We start from the raw sequence: 18,622 nt of genomic DNA on the forward strand, positions 1-18,622 counted from the left end.
GACGGCAAGTGGAGCTGGACGCCGGAGCAGGATATGGCGGACGGCACCTCTCACGACCTGACGGTTGCGGCGGTGGACGCGGCGGGCAATGAGGGCCCGCAGGCAGACGGCGACTGGAGCTTTACCGTTGACACCTCGGTGCCGGATAACCAGACATCGGGTTTAGTGGCGGACAGCATCACACTGACAGATGACGTCGGTCCGGTACAGGGCAAGATTGAAGATGGCTCTGTCACTGACGATGCACGTCCGACCTACTCAGGCACGACTACCGCAGACATCAGTTACGTCAATATCTACGACAGTGGCAAGCTGATCGGCAGCGCAGCGGTAGAGGCGGACGGCAAGTGGAGCTGGACGCCGGACAGCGCGATGAGCAGCGGGGCGCACGCCCTGACGGTCGCGGCGGTGGACGCGGCGGGCAATGAAGGCCCGCAGGTAAGCGGCACGGCGGATGCGGCGTGGGACTTCAGCGTCCTGACCAGCGCCCCGGCGCAGCCGGCGATTGAAAACGTGGTGGACGACTACAGCCAGGGCGAGGATGCGGACAGCGGCTTCCTGCAGAAGGGCCAGTTCACCAACGACGGCACGCTGACGCTGAACGGCACCGCGGGCGCGGGACTGACGGTCATCGTGTGGGCCACTGATGCGGACGGCAACCGGGTAAACGCGGGGTCGGGCGTGGCGGATGACAACGGCCGCTGGAGCATTACCACGGCGGCGCTGGGCGAGGACGGCCGCTATGACCTGACGGCGACGGCGGTGAACGCGGCGGGGGTTTCCTCGGCGGAGACCGGCGCGTTTAACGTGGTGCTGGACACCGTGGCACCGGAGGCGGCCGTGGCGGCGCTGATGGACGCCCAGGGTGAGGTGCAGGGCGAAGTCGCCAGCGGCGGGGTAACCGACGACCGCGCGCCGGTGCTGAAGGGCACGGCGGAAGCGGGCGCGACGGTGACGGTATATCTGGACGACAGCAGCACGCCGGCAGGCAGCACGGTGGCGGACGCGGACGGCAACTGGACACTGGCGCTGGGCACGCTGACGGACCGCGATTACAGCTGGCAGGTGAAGGTGACGGACGCGGCGGGGAACGAAACCCGCGGCGAGCGCGCGACCTTCAGGCTGGACAGCAGCAGCGTGGAGCTGAGCATTGACCAGGCGAACGACGATGCGGGAAGCATCACCGGCGCGGTACTGAACGGCGGCCTGACCGACGACAGCACGCCGGAGCTGCAGGGCACGGCGGCGGCGGGCGCGGTGGTGACCATCAGCGACCAATCGGGCGCGGTGCTGGGCAGCAGCACGGCAAACAGCAGCGGCGTGTGGACATTCGCGGTGGCGGAGCTGGCAGACGGTGAGCACGTCTTTACGGCATCGGTAACCAATGCGGCGGGCAACAGCAGCGAGGCGAAATTTACCCTGAATGTGGATACCACACCGCCAGAACCAGTGATCATCCAGTCATTACAGGATGACGTCGGTACATTGCAGTTCACCTCACCAGTGGCAGGTAATGTCATTGACGATCCGGCGCCGACCTTTACCGGCAAGGCGGAAAAAGGCTCGCTGGTTACGCTTTATGACAATGGCATCCTGCTTGCGACAGTGACGGCAGATGCACTGGGTGAGTGGAGCTATACGCCGACCACTAACCTGCTGGAAGGGACACACGGTATTACGGCGACGGCAACGGATGCTGCAGGTAACGTCAGTGAAATCAGCAGTAGCTGGGATTTTATTATCGATATCACAGCGCCTAACGTTGGGATTTCAGGAAACTCAGAGGAGTCACTGAGCGGTGTTACTGAGCCTGGCGTTGTGGTTGTCATTGTCGATAAGAACGGCACGGAATATAGCGTAGTAGCCGATCAGCAGGGTAAGTGGGTGATAGCACCTAACCCAATCTCAGCTGGCGAGTCAGGAGAGATCTACGCTATCGATCCAGCAGGGAACAAGGGCGATACAGTGGCCTTCCAGGGATCTGCACTGGCTACGTATAGCTTGCTGAATGAAAGTATGCAGGTGAACACTACCACCACTGGAGACCAGCTTAACCCGTCGACGACCCGGCTGGCGGACGGCCGCATCGTGGTGACGTGGCAGGGCGCAGGTGTCTCCGGCACCGAAGTTTACATGCAGCTCTTTGAGGCCGACGGTATACGTAAAATCGGCACCGAGCAGCAGGTGAACCAGCGCACGGCCAACAATCAGGACAGCCCGCAGGTGATAGCGCTGACCGACGGCGGCTTTCTGATTGTCTACGAGTCCAACGTTAACGGACTGGACAACAGCGGCGACGGCGTGATGGCGCGCCGCTACGGCGCCGACGGCCAGGCGGTGACCGACGAGTTCCAGGTGAACACCACCTACAGCGGTGCGCAGAACCGTCCGGGTGCGATGGCAACCGCCGACGGCGGCTACATCATCAGCTGGGAAGACCAGGGCACAGGCATCGTGCAGCGCAGCTACGGGGCGGATAACCAGCCGGTGACGGGCGAAGTGACGGTGGCAACCGGCAAGGGCATGGGCAGCTCAGGCGGTCCGGAAATGGCGGCCTTTACCGATGCGGCGCACGGCGGCATGTACGTGACCGTGTGGAACGCCACCAGCGGTCCGGGTGACACCAGCGGCAGCGGGGTTGTCGGGCAGATTTTTGCCGCAGACGGCACGCCACTGGGGGGTAACTTCCAGGTGAACACCACCACGGACAGCTCCCAGAACTATCCGGACGTTATCACCCTGAACGACGGCAGCATCGTGGTGTTCTGGGACAGCAGCGACAGCGGCACCAGCGGCTCTGACATCCGCGCAGTGCACTACCGCGTGGATGCCGCCACCGGAACGCTGACGCTGGTCGGCAGCGGTGACTTCATCGTCAACAGCTACACCAGCGGCAAGCAGTATAAGCCGGTCGGCGTGGCGCTGGATGATGGCGGCTACCTGCTTATCTGGGGCTCTGAAGGCGGCGACGGGGATGGCTCGGCCATCTACGCACAGCGCTTTGATGCGAACGATAACAGGGTGGGACGCGAGTTCCTGGTGAACACCACCACGAGCGGCAACCAGGGTACCGGTGGCGACTCGGTGGATGCAACGCACATCTTTGACGCCGTGCTGACCGCGGACGGCAGCGTATACGTGACGTGGCAGTCGGACAACGTGGACGGTTCGGGAACCGGCATTGAAGGTATCGTGATTGACGTGGATGCGGCGTTCTACTCCGAGTACACGGTGAACACCACCACCACGGGAGCGCAGACGGTCTCGTCGGTAGCCAGCCTGCCGGACGGCGGCGCCATCGTGGTGTGGCAGTCGGCGAGCGGAGACGGCTCCGGCAGCTGCGTCAAGGGTCAGCTGCTGGATGCGAAAGGTCAGCCGGTCGGGGCGGAGTTCACGGTGAACACCACCACAGCGGGCGACCAGATCACGCCGCAGGTTACCGTGCTGTCAGATGGCACTTTCCAGGTGGTGTGGAGCACGGATTCCGGTGCGCATATCAAGGGTCAGGGTTATACCTATAGCTACGACGGTGCGGGTAACGTGAACGGCGTCGTGACTAATGGCGCAGAGTACAATGTGGACTCCAGCACCGCCGCCAGCAAAATGCGCGTTCCGGTGATCACTTCGCTGGAAGACGGCGGTTATCTGGTGGTTTGGGAAGCGAGCCTGAACGGCAACTGGACGGTTTATGGCCGTCAGTATGACGCAAACGGCACGCCGGTCACGGCGGAGACCGTGCTGGCAACCACGACCCTGAACGCAAATGCCATCATTCCTGAATGGGAGCCGTTGCCATCTGTTACAACGCTGGAAAATGGCCAGGTTGCGATTACTTATGCGATTAAAGCCACCGGATATGATGTTGGTGTGTCAGTTTATGATCCGTCAACGCATGCTGTAACAGGCAGCTTCGTAGCGAACCAGACCCTGACTAACAATCAGGCGTCATCCGCAGTCAGTGCGCTGCAAAACGGTAACTACGTGGTGACCTGGGACTCTAACGATACCAGCGGACCGGATCAGAATGGTTACAGCGTCTGGGGCCGCATCTACGCGGCAGACGGTACGGCGCTGACCAGCGAGTTCCTGATCAACACCACGACGGCTGGCGATCAGCACATGGCGAGGGTGGTCAGTCAGGCTGACGGCAGCTTTATTGCCGTTTTCCTGTCAACAACCGACATCGCGCCGGGTGCAGGTACCAGCGGTATCTACGCACAGTACTTTGATGCTGCGGGTAATAAAGTGGGCCAGCAGATCCAGATCAACCAGCTGACCTATGGTGAGCAGGTTGAAGTCGATGCGACCTTCCTGGCGGGCGGTCAGCTCTACGTGACCTGGACCGATCAGGGCGTGGGCGACGGCGATGGCTCAGCAATCAAAGGCCGCTTAGTTGATCTGAACGAGACACTGGGACTGACGTCTGAAACGGGATCGACGCATATTGAGTATCAACCTGCTCAGTACGATCTTAATGGCACTTCAGGTAATGATGTACTGGATGCACGCGGCGCGAATTCCGTCGATGCAAAAGAGGGCGATGATACTATCGTCATTAACAGTACTCATTTTAGCAGTGTGAAAGGAGGAGAAGGTCACGATACGCTGGTCTGGGATTCTAATAACGATTTAGAACTCGGAACGGTATCAGGCAAAATTAGTGGAATTGAAGCTATCCATCTGGGTAATAACACGGCGCAGACATTATTTATCAGCGCCAGCGATGTGCTCGAAATTACTAAAGATAATGGTAGTGAAGCGAACACATTACATATTACGGGAGATGTGGGAAGCTCAAACAATAGTAATGCAACTGATACCGTTAATATTGGAAAGTCAGAATGGACGGCTTCGGCCGCACAAACTGAAAATGGCGTTAATTATGACGTCTATACCAATAATGATGACACCACTGTCAAGCTGTTAATCCAGCATGGCTTAAACGTTATCTGATAGAACTGGCGATGACTTCGGTCATCGCCAGCTTTTTTTTACATCAAACTCACCTGATGGGCCTGTTTAAGGCAGGCCCATCAGGTGAGCCCCAGATCTGATTGTGCAGATGAAAAAAATAAATAAAGGCATGTGAGCAGCATGTAAAACCTAAATATTTCTTTTTTGCAGAATTAACGTTGCCATATGACATGTCGGACGGTTAAAACAGTTCCGGTCGCAGGATTGAATTAGCGACAGAGAAAATTAGCCATCCCACTTTATTTGTTATTTTGAGTTAACTATGAAAAAAAACTTGTTTACTACAAAATCCAGATGTTCGCTGCATGGTTTAATTGCGGGATTGCTATTTTTTAATCCCCTGTTAAATGCCCATGCAACGGACTTTACTGAAATGATTCGTATGACAGCCGACCATCCGTCGGTAAAGTCTGCTTTATCAAACAGCACCGGTGCTATGTATGATATCGATCAGGCAAAAGCCGCTGATGGTTTTCAGGTCAGCACGGGTATCAGCGCATCAGGATATTCAGGTCAACCCGGTTATGAGAATAACCCGGTCTCCCCGCATATCACTGTAAGTAAATTACTTTACGATCACGGACGTACTGATGCGAGCGTTGCCGGAAAGCAGGCTGCTTATTCCATGCAGCAGGCTCAGGTAAATGTCACGCGCGAAAATCTCAACGAGCAGGTGCTTACTCTTTTTACCTCTGCAGCCACTAATGCCACAGTTGTCGCTGTGCTGGATAAAGAAATTAACGCACTGCAGGATCTGCTTAATCGGGTAAAGAATATTGCCAGTATTGATAGCGGCAGAGCTTCTGAGATCAATCAGGTTGCGACTCGCCTCAATTCCGTGATTGCCAGTCGTGAAATGAGCTACACCACCTATATACAAGCGCAGCAGCAACTCAGCTCGCTGCTGAACCACGAGATTGTTATCACCAGAGGCCTGCCCGATCTGAAAAAAGCGGGTCTGTTGCCCGCGTCACTGGCACAGGCACAACAGGTACTGAAAGAAAATCCCAACTGGGCGGTCTCACGCGAGCGTAAAGAAGAAGCGAGAGCCGCAGTGGATCTGGCCTCTAAGTGGAACAGGCCGAAATGGAGTGTGCAACTGAGTATGGACAGTCCAAAGCGCAACGGTGAAATGGAACCGTTTAAAGCGGTGACGTTACAGGTGAGCAGCGATATCAATCTTTGGGATGGTGGGGCTGGCAGGGCAAATGCTAAAGCTGAAACTCATCGACTCATTGCTGCAGAGGCGGATCAGGATGCAACACTCCGGACATTGAAACAGCAGCTGGATCAGCTGTGGGTCTCCTTACCGCTTCGTGAACGCCAGCTCAATGCATTACAGAGACAGTCAGAAACCGCGTTGAAAACCTGGAAAGCGGGGGAAGTGCAGTTCTTCGCGGGGCAGCGCCCGTTAACGGATTTAATCTCGTTTGCTACCGACTATTACACCAGTCTCGCAAGTTATCAGGAGCAGCAGATGCAGTATCTGGCTGCGCAATGGAACATCGTTGCGGCACTGGGTAAAACCAGCCAACTGGTGCAGAAGGTTAACGCTTTACCAGCGAATACCATCGAAGCGGTGCACTAATCACGCTGACGTAAAAACGAGTATTTCTGGCCGCTGTCATGCTTTGCCGCCAGACCAGAATGAATTAGTTGTCCAGGGGACGCCATTGTGACTGATATACAATTTGAGCCTGCTGGCTCTGAACTGAATGCTGAAAACAGAGTGTTATCCAGATCGCCATCAGATACGCAGGAGACTTTGCTGGTTGCACTGCAAAGCGCACTGCGCCTGTTTGACGTCCGGCTTACGCTAAATGCTTTACGTGTGGGTATGCCTGCATTTCCACCAGACGCTGATATCAGCGCCCAGAATGACTGGGCATTGCGCACGCTGCAGAGCCGCGGCATGAGTGCTGCCTGGCAGAAGATTGACCTGACGGATGTGAAAAGCTTTGTTCTCCCCGCCATCATGCGTCTGGAAACGGGCTACTGCGTGCTGACACAGTGTAGCGAAAAGAAGTGCGCCATTATCGATCCCGCACTGGGCAGCCAGCCTGTTGAGGTCGATTTCGCTCGCCTGGCTCAGCACTATAGCGGCGAGTTGCTGCTGCTGCGACCTAAGTCTTATCTTGATCATCGTGCCGATGACATTGTCCATGTCGGTAAAGGGCACTGGTTCTGGAATACTTTGTGGGGATTCAAACGTTATATCTTTGAAGCCGCCGCATTGTCAGTCGTTATTAACCTGCTCGTTCTGGCGATGTCCGTATTCACCATGACGGTTTATAACCGGGTACTGCCTAACCAGACCTACGTAACACTCTGGACGATGGCTATCGGCGTGAGTCTGGCGTTGCTGTTTGAACTGGCTGCACGGCTGGGTCGGGCCTGGATTACCGATCGCGCCGGTAAAAAGATCGATCTGGTGTTGGGCGCACAACTTTTTCGTCACGTGCTGAACGGCAAAATGTCGGGTCGAGCCCAATCCAGCGGTGCATTTGGCAATGTCATGCAAAGCTTTGACAGCGTCCGCGAGCTTACTACGTCAGCCGCTTTAACGACGGTTGCTGACTTACCCTTTGTTTTACTCTTCCTGGTTGTAATCCATCTGGTTGCCGGGCCACTGGTCTGGTGTGTGATCCTGATATTAGTGGTCATCGTGGCGATGGTGCTGCTGATGCAGATCCCTTTGAAACGCCACGCTGAAGAGTCAATGAAAATAGGCAGTAACCGTTACGGTCTGGTTATTGAATCACTGGATAATCTTGAAACCATTAAAGTTCTGCGTGCTGAAAACCTGGTCGCCTCTAAACACGATGTTGCCAGCGTAAAACTCTCTGCAGTGAATATGAAATCGCGGTTCCTTGCCACTATGGGCTCAAGCGTCATTCAGACGACCCAGCAGTTTGGTACCGTTATTCTGCTGGTCTGGGGTGCTTATCTGGTCGGTGATGGTGATATCTCAATGGGAGGCATCATTGCCACTATGACCCTGATGGGGCGCGCCATAATGCCCATAGCAACGCTTGCCGCGCTGGGATTGCGTATTCAGCAGGCAAAAACCTCGCTGGCCATCCTCAATAAAGTGATGCAGGCCCCTGCTGAACGCGATAATGAGAAGGTTTATGTGCAGCTTCCCCAGGGCAGCCAGACCGGGATTGTCTGTCAAGGCGTTTCATTACGTTATAAAGACGATTTACCGGCCATCGTTGAGCAGCTTGATGTCCGGTTCTGTCAGGGCGAGCGGGTTGCCATACTGGGCAAAATGGGCAGCGGTAAATCTTCGCTGCTGCGCATGCTGGTTGGGCTATATCCACCCACAACAGGCACGATCACCGTTGCTGGCGTAGATATAGGCCAGGTCGAGCCGGTGGAATTACGGACGCGTATCGCGCTGGTCAATCAGGAACCACGTTTTATGTATGGTTCGCTGCGTGACAACCTGGTGATGGGAGCACCCTACGCCAGCGACGAAGAACTGATGGCCGCTGCAAAAATGACCGGGGTGAGTGATATTGTCGCGGCCCATCCCATGGGCTTTGGTATGCCTGTCAGTGAGCGTGGTGAAAACTTTTCCGGTGGACAAAAGCAGGCGATAGCCCTGGCTCGCGCCATTCTGTCGAATCCGGATGTTCTGCTACTGGACGAACCTACATCGGGGATGGATATGGGGTCGGAACGCACTATCCTGCAGGCGCTCATCCCGGCAATGGAAGGCCGAACCGTGATTATCGTGACCCACCGTCCTGCAGTGCTGAAATATGTTGATCGGGTGATTGTAATGGATGAAGGCATCAAAGTAGCTGATGGGCCGCGTGAAGAGATTATCGGTTTATTAAACAGCGGGAAGATCCCGGCCGCATCGGTGCTGCGTAACGCAGCGAAACATGCTGGCGTTGAGATAAGCACAGAGCGTCAGCCACAATCTGGCGAGGTAACAGTATGAGCAGCCTGTCCCCTGATAAAAACGTTGATCAAAAGCGCCTGACCGAACATACAGCCAGTGACATGGTGAGGGCCGCCCGTCAGGATCGCTGGGAAGGCTGGCTATTTATTGCCTGGGGCAGCGTGGCGTTAATGGTGCTGGTAATCGTCTGGGCCGCCAATTTCAACATCGAAGAGGTGACAACCGGGTCAGCCAAAATTGTTCCCAGTTCCCGCGAACAGGTTTTGCAAAGCCTTGAGGGCGGTATTTTGCAGGAGTTAATGGTGCATGAAGGCGATACGGTTGAAAAAGGTCAGGTTGTGGCCAAAATCGATCCCACGCGCGCCGAAGCCTCCTTCCGCGAAAGCGCTAACCGCCTGCTGGCACTGAAAGCCCAGGCCGCGCGTCTTGAAGCAGAAGCGACCGGCAGCGAGCTTGTGTTCCCGCCAGAGGTCATGAAAGTACCTGAACTGGTTACCCGTGAAACCGATGCCTGGAAACTACGCAAAAGGGCGGTAAATGAGTCAATTGAAGGCTATCTGAAGTCAAAAACATTGCTGCAGAAAGAGCTTGAAATGGCGCGACAGCTCTCAGCCAGATCGCTGCTGTCAAAAACTGAGGTTCTGAAACTTGAGCGTCAGATGAATGATGCCGAATTGCAAATTACCGAGCGAAAAAACCGCTACCGTAACGAGGCTAACGATGAACTGTCCAAAGTCGATGTTGAGATGACAAGCCTGCAGGAAACTGCCCATGGCCGCCATGATACGCTTGAGCGTACTGAAGTCCGCACGCCAGTACGAGGCATTGTTAACAGTATTAAAATCAATACGCTTGGCGGTGTGATCCAGCCTGGTGCCGCAATAATGGAGGTGACACCATTGGATGACCAGCTGCTGGTGGAAACCCGTATCCGGCCCTCTGATGTGGCTTTTCTGGCGCCCGGTCAGGAAGCTGAGGTAAAAATTTCTGCCTATGACTATTCGATTTATGGCGGCCTGACCGGACATGTTCAAAGTATCAGTTCGGGCGCGCTAAAAGATGAGGAGAGTAAAGCTGCCCGCAGGCCAGGCGTCGATGATACTTATTACCGGGTGATGGTATTAACGGAAAATAATACGCTGACGAAAAGCGGCAGTCAGGAACTACGTGTGATTCCCGGTATGACGGCCACCGTTGATATTCGTACGGGCGAGAAGAGCCTGCTGCAATATCTCTTGCGTCCTCTGTTGCGCGTACAGGAAGCGTTTCGCGAAAAGTAAAACCTGCCCTGAATGTAAAAAAGCCAGCGCTATAGCTGGCTTTTTTACACAGAAGTCCGGAATTATTTCAGAATGAAGAGCCGATCAACATCGATTTCGCTATGGCCGTCATCGCGATCTACCTCACCCGTTATCCGTACCTTTTTACCAATAAGGAAGCCGTTGTCGTCTTCGTCATCCTCGTCGACATCAATACGGATACGACCCGTTGAGTCCTGTAACCAGTAGTGGTCATCGTCAGCCCGTCCACTAATCGTACCGGTAAGGGTAACATGACGTTCGTCTCGCATGTTTTTTGCTTCTGCGATGGTGGACTCCTGCCGTGCGAAAGCGGATCCTGAGCAGATCAAGGCCAGCAGCATCCATAATGTTTTTTTCATTAACACCTCCTGTTATACGAGCGCTTGCTGCACGTTGATTCTAAAAACTAAAACGGTAGCCAGCATTAACCTGACGTTGGTTAAAACGTTTTCCGTCTACCATATCGGCCTCCAGGAAGAGCGTATGGCTGCTGATTTGGGCACTCAGGCCGACGCCGTTATTCCAGCCATTTCCTTTAAAGGAAAGACGTTCATTTGATCCGTTCAGAGCATAAGCAGCATCCCCGGCATACTCGCGCATTACACCCGTTTTTACATAGGTGTTGAGTTTGTAATTGCTCTGATTGATTTCATACCCTGCCAGCACGCTTGCCCGGCTCATCAGTGATTTGTAGCTTGAAAGTGTGATATTGAGACCATTAGACGCACCTACGGAAGCACCATCCTGATGACCTGCTGTCAGCTGTAGTTGTGGTTCAAGATAAAAACCTGCCAGCCGATCAGAGAAGCTGAACTTTTTGCCCGCCTCAAGCGATCCGCTCAGACCTGAAGAGACACCGTTACCGGATACCTGGTTATTCTGTGTATCGTGAACATTGAACTGATTCCTTAGCCGGTTGACTTTCACAACGCCATCAACATAGAAACCGGCATCATTTACCCAGGTGGTGTAGAAGCCATAATGCTCAGAACGGATGTTGCCGTTACCATTTTGGTAATGAGGCGATCCTTCAGTTACCCCCATGAACAGGCCCAGATAGATCGGAATTTCATCGGACAAACGTTTATCGACCCCAAACTGATAACCGGTGTAGTTCAGGCTGAAACGGCTCAGCTTGCCATTATCAAAGCCGCTGAACCGTCCATCTATAGCGCGCAGCCAGACATTCCCGGCTGTCTTACCCTGACGAACATCACCCATACGCTGCATCAGCGTCTGCATTTCGGCATAGTTCATCAGATAGCCAGTGTTGAGGAAGTTAGCCCCTGCGTTGGCCGTGCTGGTAATAGGGGAAGTTGCGTTGTCTTGCCCGGCAGGCGCCGTGCCACCGTTATCGGCTGGAGTCGCGGCAGGCTCATTGGCAGGAGTCGCGGCAGGCTCATTAGCAGGAGTCGCGGCAGGCTCATCCGCAGGGATAACGGCCGGATCATCTGCTTCAGGGGTTTCTGGTGCTTTAGGTGAGGAGAGTACCCAGTTGTTGCCTTGCTTATTGACCGAGTAAACATAGCCACCAAGTTCCACGTCGGCGTTACCTTTAAAGGTGGCGATGCCATCAGTCGTTTCAACCACAGTCAGTACTTCGTTGCCAGTGGTGACGGCACTGCCGCGGTTCTGTATGGTCAGACCGTAATCACCGGAACTACTCTCTGTCACCACAACTTTATCGCCAATGTTATTCACGCCAGCACCATCGCCTGCCAGATTGGTGCGCAAGGCGAAGTCGCCGCTGCCGCTGAGGTTGGCGATAGTCAATGTTGAATAGGTTGCGTCATCCGAGGCTGCAGAGAGGTCAACCAGCGAGTTACTCAATGTCAGATTATCGACATTGGATGTTCGCGATACATTCCAGGTGCTGTCGGTCAGATTAACGTTCAGATGGCCATTATTGACGTTATCGCTGCTGGCGCTGCCAGACCAGAGTGAACCCGATGTCAGATTGAGGTCGATGAGTCCGGCCCGGGATAAAACGCTACCAACGATCTGCGCTTTTCCGTCGGTGGTGATGACACCTGCTGCATAACCATCATCATATTGCGTAGCCATGGCTATCCCATTCGGAGAGCCCATATCAATGGTCAGATCACCCGTAAGATTCGCTTTACCACCAGCCATGGCGTAGACACCTGTAGCATTCTCCGGACCGGTAATGGTCATTGCATCACCGTTAACTGTGCCACCGCTTGTGGACCAAATACCCAGGGTCATGGTATCCACATTTTTCATCATAATATCGGTGTTCTGCAGATTAATGGTTGCGCCGGTTGACTGTGCGGATACGCCATAAAAACCTGCTGAATAGACCGTATTGCGTTCTTCTTCACTACCAATGAAGTTAACGATGGCATTGTCGCCCATAGCCACAATGCCGCCAGTCTGATCAGAGGAGATCACGCTACCAGCACCAATGTTTGAGAGGCTGTTGTCACGGCCTGACAGACCTGCAGAGGTCTCACCCGCAGTACTGATTGTCAGATGATCGGCCTTCAGCTCACCCCAGCTCCAGATGCCAGCAGAAAGATCCCCAGTGGTAATAATGGTCGAGTTGCTGCCCAGATCAACCGAACCATTATCCTGGATATTAATACCCTGCGAATTATTGCCAAGGGTGTTGATCGTCAATGCATTTGCTTTCAACGTGGCCACGCCATTAATCGACTCACCGTTCAGGTTATCAACCTGAACGGCATTACTGTTAAGACCATTCGTCTGTAAATTACTGTCGTCGCCCAGACTGGCGTGACTTCCGTAACCACTGACGCGCAGAGCCGTTCCGCCAGTGCCCTGGGTGCTTATTTGCAGGTTATTTGCCTGCAGCGAGGAACTATTGCTGACAACGACGCCCTCGGCGAAAGAATCACCTGATGCTACCGTGGTGACCGAGGAACCTGATCCTAAACTGGCGGTTACATTTTTTCCGCCGAACTCAATGCCGACCGCTGTTTTACCGGAAACGTTGAGGGTTAACTTATCTGCAGTAAATTCACTGTTTGCCGCTTCAATAAAAATCCCTTTTGCATAACGTTCAGCATCTGTCACGCGAACTGTGCTGCCGCTGCCGATGGTAACCGTTGCGGCGGTAGCGCCATTAACCAGGATGCCATAATAACCGTCGCCAGATGACTGGTCGGCAATCAGCGTGGTGCCATCAGTTAAGATGATCTCATTGCCTGTCTGGCTTCCGATGACTGCAGCATAGCTAATCAGAGGCACAACCCCCATCCCACTTGCCAGCATTAATGCTTTTGCGATTTTATTTCGCGGGAATTTATTATTCATCTCAGTCACTCTTCCTTAAGAATTTATTGATAGTCTGATCGTTAAATGGCACCTGAATCGTGAGTTGTTATTCAGGTGTTAAGCAGCAGCGATATTTAAGCGATACCAATAAGTTGTAGGTTTTATTGATCCCATTAATGGCAGTGCGCATACAAATGTTGCGGGATTATGCAGCGGGAAAAGGATTTATGTAAAGGCATCGCAAGTGTGCCTGTTTTAAGTAAACGTTAAAGGCGATGCCCTATTCGCGATGAATTTCCATTAAAAATTAAGATAATGCATCGATTGTAATAATGGGGTTTTTGTTAATTATCTTCACATGCATTCTAATTTTGGCTTTATTCATTTTTTAATCACTGCATTAAAGGTCTATCTGCTTATGTGTCGCGTGAGGTTGTTAAGCGCGGGTTTAGTGGCAGCACGCTATAATTATGTATCGCTACCAGCAGTGGTGAGTCCAGAGTGGACGGCAGAATGGAAATATGATGATTGTCACCCCTGAGGTTAACATGTGGCAGGAGAAAGGAGGATTCCTGATAAAGTCGTTGTTGTGCTATCAGACTTAATCACACCACTGGAGGGTAAATGCTTAATTCACAAAAATAAGGTTAAGAGAGGTTTTATGACCGTCACAAACAGGTTAGCAGGAGTTTCACTGATGTTACTGGCTTCACTACTTATCGCCTGCACACCGCACAGCAAGGAACCGCAGCGTTTAACAATGCGTAATCCAGCCAGTGAATATTGCGTTAATCGCGGTGGTCAGCAGGTCCAGGAAAAATCTTCGGCAGGTATAACAACCTATTGCCTGCTACCCTCTGGAGAAAGGATTGAGCAGTGGGCTCTGTATCATCGTGACCATCTGAAATGAATTCCCGTTTTGTTCGCCTGCATGCTCCCTGTTCGGGCGAACAACATTTAAATTTAATGGTATTGCATCGTCTGAATCAGCTTAATACACCCTTGCTTAACGACTGAGCAGCTTTTTTTATCACCCTGACACGATTTGCCGTTCCGGGATCGGTGCTGGTGGATCATGAGCTATATTGGCAGCATATCGCCTGAACAGATAATCATTATCGTAGTCATGTGAGTCCGGAAGGCATTATTTGTACGAGCTTTTCTGAATACAACAGATGAAGCCAGTTTTGGCGTCATATTTAAAACGGTTTACAGTGGTCTGGCAGGTTTGTCTTACTATTTCTTACAGCGCTTTATGTCGTGCGTTTGTTGAGAATGACAGAGCATCACAGCACTAAAGGTGATGCTCTGATTTATCTGTTCACCGATTCTGCCCGACGGAGATCAAAATGCATCGCGCCAGGATTATCAGGAATTGATGATCTGCAGGGTGATCAGCCCTCAGCAGATAATGGGTTATGAGTGATCCTGCTCTCCTTTTTACGCCTCAGCACACCAGTCTCCATACTTCTGAAGGAACTTCACTGTAGGTTTCATTCATTATTAGTTCGGCTTTACGATGATCGTAAGCGCCTTCAAATGAAGAGAGATCGTCACCAGGAAGTTTTTTCCGCATATAGCTTGTTACGATATCCAGAATATCGGTTGACGGGCAGTTCCTTAACTTATTCAGATAGTAGACTTTGTCCATAATATTCTTGCTGATTTAACCTGTGAAATGAGCTTATACGCAGTCTGAACTTAATTTATGCAGACGCGCCGTTATATCAATGCTGCCAGGCGAGAGTAAGCGGCTCCTGACACCAGATATACTTGTTTCCTTACGCATCGGATACATTCGGGCGCGATCACTCGCACGCGAAGTTCCATTAGCCGGCTAAGCGAAAGGTTAACTTCTGAAAGTAAATTTTAATGGCATGATACATTAATTTAATATCTTCATTGATTTTGCTGATCTTCCCCAATCCCATAACAAATTGAACAGAAAAGCATAGGTCAGAAAAAATAGCACCAGTCCGGATTCAAGTCTCAACGCTGAGAATAGCGTAATATCCAGCCACCATGCTGCAAAGGGGATTAACACTAATAACAGACCCGCCTCAAACAGAACGGCATGGAGGCATCTCACTCGCAAGTTCTTTTTAAATCCTGTTTTTAGCTGAACACTGTCAAACATCAGGTTGAAAAGGTAGTTCCATCCCATAGCCAGAGTTGATGAAACCAATGTAAGCAACAACGACTGCGATGGTGCTGCGGAGGTAAAAATAATCAGGATAAAGAAAACCAGCACATTAGCGACAACTTCGAATACCACCGCGTGCAGCACTCTCTCAGTTCTGGTACGCACCGGATATAAACACTTTTCCAAATCATACGCTCATTAATTAGTCAGGCACCGAACTGGCGCAGGAAAAATTCAGGGTGGCCGTAATATCAGTGAAACGGTTCTTCATACTGCCCTGTTTTAAACCGACGAGAACTTAGCATCAACCTGGCAGAAAGTGAAACCCAATAGGAATATGACGATAAAAACCCATTAAGTTTTGATATTGATCAACTCTGCAAAGTACGCTTTTAATGGCTAACCGTTCAGGACTGCGAGTGTTATTCCTGCTCTGTTTCCGCACCTCTGTCGCACATTAATTCACCCGTTTCACTTCGCTGTTTGTTCAGTCGGATACGATATTAACGTCATCAGCCTGCATCTGAATATTAAAACCATAAAAAATGCATATATAGATTTATCTTTTAATATTTAGATGATAGTTAGATTTTTTATCTGACATAAAGGGGCGGTTTCAGCTTGTCACTGCGATCAGATTATCTGTGGCAGGCTATTTTCTATGCACTTCTGAGCCAGTGAGCCACTTTCCCGGGCACTGTCTCGCGCGGGAAATAGTGCTGAATGCAATGATCGACGGCAGGTAAAGCATATTTCTTTACCGGTGGATATGACACAACGGGCAATCTTTATAGACAGTTTTCTGCCGTATAAATGATGAAATCCACTTTTCCGTTAATGTAGATATCGGGTTTGTCTCCCTGCTCCAGATAATTCAGCATCAGCTGCAGCGCGAGCTGGGCATGCTGCCGGGTGTTTTGATCCAGTGTCAGCGCAACGCTCTGCTGCGCCATCAGCGTGCGGGTGGTGGCGTAAAGCTCATGAGTAATCCAGATGCACTGATTCAGCCGACGATGTCGTGCCAGCGCCTGCCCGATCTCGGTATTCCCCAGCCCGGTGTTATAAATGCCCTGGAGATGACCGCTCTGTACCAGCTGCTTCTCCAGCAACTTACTGAGGGTGTCGCGATTTTCCTGGGCGGCCAGAACTTCACGTAACTGAAGATGGGGAAACCGACTGGTTATCAGGTCACGAAACCCTTCAATACGCTGACGATGCGCACTGTAATCCCGGTGCCCACTGACCATCAACACCTCACCGGGCTGATGCAGCATTTTGCCCATCAGCTGAGCGGCTGTACGTCCTGCCTGCAACTGATTGATCCCCACATGACAGAGCCGGGCGGCACCGGGTAAATCGGTGACCAGCGAGATCACCGGTACGCCACGCGCCTGGCAATGGTCCAGCGCCTCATAGATCGCCGGATGTTCATGGGCAAAAACGATCAGACCATCCCGCGTTTCACCGCCCTGCCTGATAAGCTTTGCCAGACGTTCTGGCTGAGCCTCGGGGACAAAAGTGCGGCGCAGCGTTAACCGGCGATAGCCCAGATGCGAGGCAACCTCAGTAAAATCCTGTGCCAGCTGCTTAAAGAAAAACGAATCGTTGCTGCTCAGCAGCAGTTCTATCTGCCACGGATGACGATGCTCCTCCGGCAGGATCCGCTTCAGCCCGACTTCACGTGCTGCCTGCAGCACCCTGTGAACCGTCTCCGGCGCGACGCCGCCACGTTCATTGAGCACCCGATCCACGGTTGCCAGTCCCACACCTGCCCGTCGGGCGACCTCTTTCAGCGACATGCCGCTCTCCTGTGAGGTAAACACCTCAAAACACCGTGCCGCCAGTGTAAAACGCAGCGTTATCCTGCAGATGCATCTTTCTGCCGGACTATGATGGAGTTCAAAAAAATGAATAAAAAGCAACGTGTTGCCCTGCTGGGGTGTGGCTTTATTGGTGAAGTTCATGCCGCGAATCTTCAGGCGCACCCCGGAGTTGAGTTGGTATGGGTCGCGGATGCGGATCCCGCGCGCGCCGCCGCCTTTGCGACCCGCTTTGGTGCCCGGGCCGCGTCTGTCACCGAGGCGATAAATGATGAGCAGATTGGTATGGTGCTGATCGCCAGCGCGACGCCGACCCATGCTGACTTACTGGAAGCCGCAGCCCGCGCCGGTAAAGCTATTTACTGTGAAAAACCGGTCGATCTCTCTCTTGAGCGGGCCCGCTCTGCCGTGGCTAATGTTCTCCCCTACAACGTGCCGGTCACAGTAGGGTTTAATCGCCGTTTTGATGTCAGCCATCAGCAGCTGAAGCAACAACTCCGCCAGGGGCGGATCGGCCCGGCGGAACTGATTCAGATGGTCTGCCGCTCCTCAGCCATGCCGCCGCTGGCCTATCTTCAGGCGTCCGGAGGACAGATGCGCGATCAGGCTATCCACTTTTTTGACCTGCTGCGCTGGCTGACTGAAGAGGAGGTGACAGAGGTGGCAGCGATGGGTGCAGCGCTGGCTCTGCCCTCGATCAGCGAATTTGACGACGTGGACACCAGCACGCTGCTATTGCGGCTGCAGGGCGGGGCGCTGGCACAACTCGATAATGTCCGCCGCACCGGCTATGGCTACGATGAACGCATCAGTGTGATGGGACCGCACGGGATGCTGGAATCAGCCTCTCAGCCACAGCGGGGCGTCAGCTGCTATCAGGGTGCGCAGATTCAGCAGCCAGGCTTGTTGCCCGACTGGTTCAGCCGGGTGCAGCCAACTTACTATGCTCATCTGGATGCGTTTATCCGATCGCTGAACGGTGAGCAGGTTGACGATCTTCCTGGCCTTGAGGATGGACTGAAAGCCCAGGCGATTGCGGAAGCTGCGGTGATCTCCCTGGCGGAACGGCGTTTCTGTGCGGTGGAAAAACTACCGTTCTGATTCAGCGTGGCACCCTGGCAAAAAAATAATTTTATTTTTATCGAATAGAAACCGGCGCTGAGCTGTTTACCGTACAGCGCCGCGCTAGCGGACTGCATCCGGCGGGCTTTAT

At 52.9% G+C, this 18,622-nt stretch carries 11 protein-coding genes; 6 read left to right on the forward strand and 5 right to left on the reverse strand.

The features are described 5' to 3' along the window. From HFD87_RS18650 to HFD87_RS18665, 4 genes are all read left to right on the forward strand, one after another. Positions 1–4,953: Ig-like domain-containing protein (locus tag HFD87_RS18650; protein ID WP_243207489.1), on the forward strand; the 4,953-nt coding region annotated here is incomplete at its 5' end. Between the two features lie 394 nt (positions 4,954–5,347). Beyond that, on the forward strand, positions 5,348–6,562 hold the full coding sequence (locus HFD87_RS18655; RefSeq protein ID WP_167423775.1) for a TolC family protein: 1,215 nt from the start codon (positions 5,348–5,350) through the stop codon (positions 6,560–6,562). A gap of 141 nt (positions 6,563–6,703) precedes the next feature. Next, on the forward strand, positions 6,704–8,926 hold the full coding sequence (locus HFD87_RS18660) for a type I secretion system permease/ATPase (RefSeq protein WP_254920086.1): 2,223 nt from the start codon (positions 6,704–6,706) through the stop codon (positions 8,924–8,926). Then, on the forward strand, positions 8,923–10,167 hold the full coding sequence (locus HFD87_RS18665; RefSeq protein WP_167423776.1) for an HlyD family type I secretion periplasmic adaptor subunit: 1,245 nt from the start codon (positions 8,923–8,925) through the stop codon (positions 10,165–10,167). Before HFD87_RS18660 ends, HFD87_RS18665 begins: the two co-directional genes overlap by 4 nt. A gap of 62 nt (positions 10,168–10,229) precedes the next feature. Here HFD87_RS18665 and HFD87_RS18670 read toward each other — a convergent pair whose 3' ends face one another. Beyond that, positions 10,230–10,547 (reverse strand): NirD/YgiW/YdeI family stress tolerance protein, encoded by a 318-nt coding sequence (locus HFD87_RS18670; RefSeq protein WP_010257173.1) that lies wholly within the window; start codon positions 10,545–10,547, stop codon positions 10,230–10,232. Positions 10,548–10,587: 40 nt separating this feature from the next. Continuing rightward, on the reverse strand, positions 10,588–13,485 hold the full coding sequence (locus HFD87_RS18675; RefSeq protein ID WP_167423777.1) for an autotransporter outer membrane beta-barrel domain-containing protein: 2,898 nt from the start codon (positions 13,483–13,485) through the stop codon (positions 10,588–10,590). A gap of 658 nt (positions 13,486–14,143) precedes the next feature. Between HFD87_RS18675 and HFD87_RS18680 the strand changes: the two genes are divergently transcribed. Beyond that, a complete protein-coding gene (locus HFD87_RS18680) occupies positions 14,144–14,356 on the forward strand; it encodes a DUF333 domain-containing protein (RefSeq protein WP_223566314.1) in 213 nt (70 codons plus the stop codon). Between the two features lie 537 nt (positions 14,357–14,893). Here HFD87_RS18680 and HFD87_RS23090 read toward each other — a convergent pair. The 3 genes from HFD87_RS23090 to HFD87_RS18695 all read right to left on the reverse strand — a co-directional run bounded on the left by HFD87_RS23090 (position 14,894) and on the right by HFD87_RS18695 (position 17,388). Next, positions 14,894–15,097 carry an Hha/YmoA family nucleoid-associated regulatory protein gene (locus HFD87_RS23090; protein ID WP_010257166.1) on the reverse strand — a complete coding sequence of 68 codons (204 nt, stop codon included), beginning with the start codon at positions 15,095–15,097 and terminating at the stop codon, positions 14,894–14,896. Positions 15,098–15,331: 234 nt separating this feature from the next. Continuing rightward, positions 15,332–15,775, reverse strand: coding sequence for a PACE efflux transporter (locus HFD87_RS18690; RefSeq protein WP_033744181.1), 444 nt, complete (start codon positions 15,773–15,775; stop codon positions 15,332–15,334). Positions 15,776–16,377: 602 nt separating this feature from the next. Further along, positions 16,378–17,388, reverse strand: coding sequence for a LacI family DNA-binding transcriptional regulator (locus HFD87_RS18695; RefSeq protein ID WP_167423778.1), 1,011 nt, complete (start codon positions 17,386–17,388; stop codon positions 16,378–16,380). 108 nt (positions 17,389–17,496) lie between these two features. On the opposite strand from HFD87_RS18695, the gene HFD87_RS18700 reads away from it, so the two are divergent. Continuing rightward, positions 17,497–18,510, forward strand: a complete 1,014-nt coding sequence (locus HFD87_RS18700) for a Gfo/Idh/MocA family oxidoreductase (RefSeq protein ID WP_033786442.1) — start codon at positions 17,497–17,499, stop codon at positions 18,508–18,510. The last annotated feature ends 112 nt before the right edge of the window (positions 18,511–18,622 follow it).

Origin of the sequence: Pantoea sp. EKM21T, from assembly GCF_011800405.1 — a bacterium.
Classification (GTDB): Bacteria; Pseudomonadota; Gammaproteobacteria; order Enterobacterales; family Enterobacteriaceae; genus Pantoea; species Pantoea agglomerans.

Bases quoted from the DNA above. Each gene is read 5' to 3' on its own strand.
- HFD87_RS18670 (WP_010257173.1), bottom strand. From the start codon at position 10,547: ATGAAAAAAACATTATGGATGCTGCTGGCCTTGATCTGCTCAGGATCC.
- HFD87_RS23090 (WP_010257166.1), bottom strand. From the start codon at position 15,097: ATGGACAAAGTCTACTATCTGAATAAGTTAAGGAACTGCCCGTCAACC.
- HFD87_RS18695 (WP_167423778.1), bottom strand. From the start codon at position 17,388: ATGTCGCTGAAAGAGGTCGCCCGACGGGCAGGTGTGGGACTGGCAACC.
- HFD87_RS18675 (WP_167423777.1), bottom strand. From the start codon at position 13,485: ATGAATAATAAATTCCCGCGAAATAAAATCGCAAAAGCATTAATGCTG.
- HFD87_RS18680 (WP_223566314.1), top strand. From the start codon at position 14,144: ATGTTACTGGCTTCACTACTTATCGCCTGCACACCGCACAGCAAGGAA.
- HFD87_RS18700 (WP_033786442.1), top strand. From the start codon at position 17,497: ATGAATAAAAAGCAACGTGTTGCCCTGCTGGGGTGTGGCTTTATTGGT.
- HFD87_RS18655 (WP_167423775.1), top strand. From the start codon at position 5,348: ATGATTCGTATGACAGCCGACCATCCGTCGGTAAAGTCTGCTTTATCA.
- HFD87_RS18665 (WP_167423776.1), top strand. From the start codon at position 8,923: ATGAGCAGCCTGTCCCCTGATAAAAACGTTGATCAAAAGCGCCTGACC.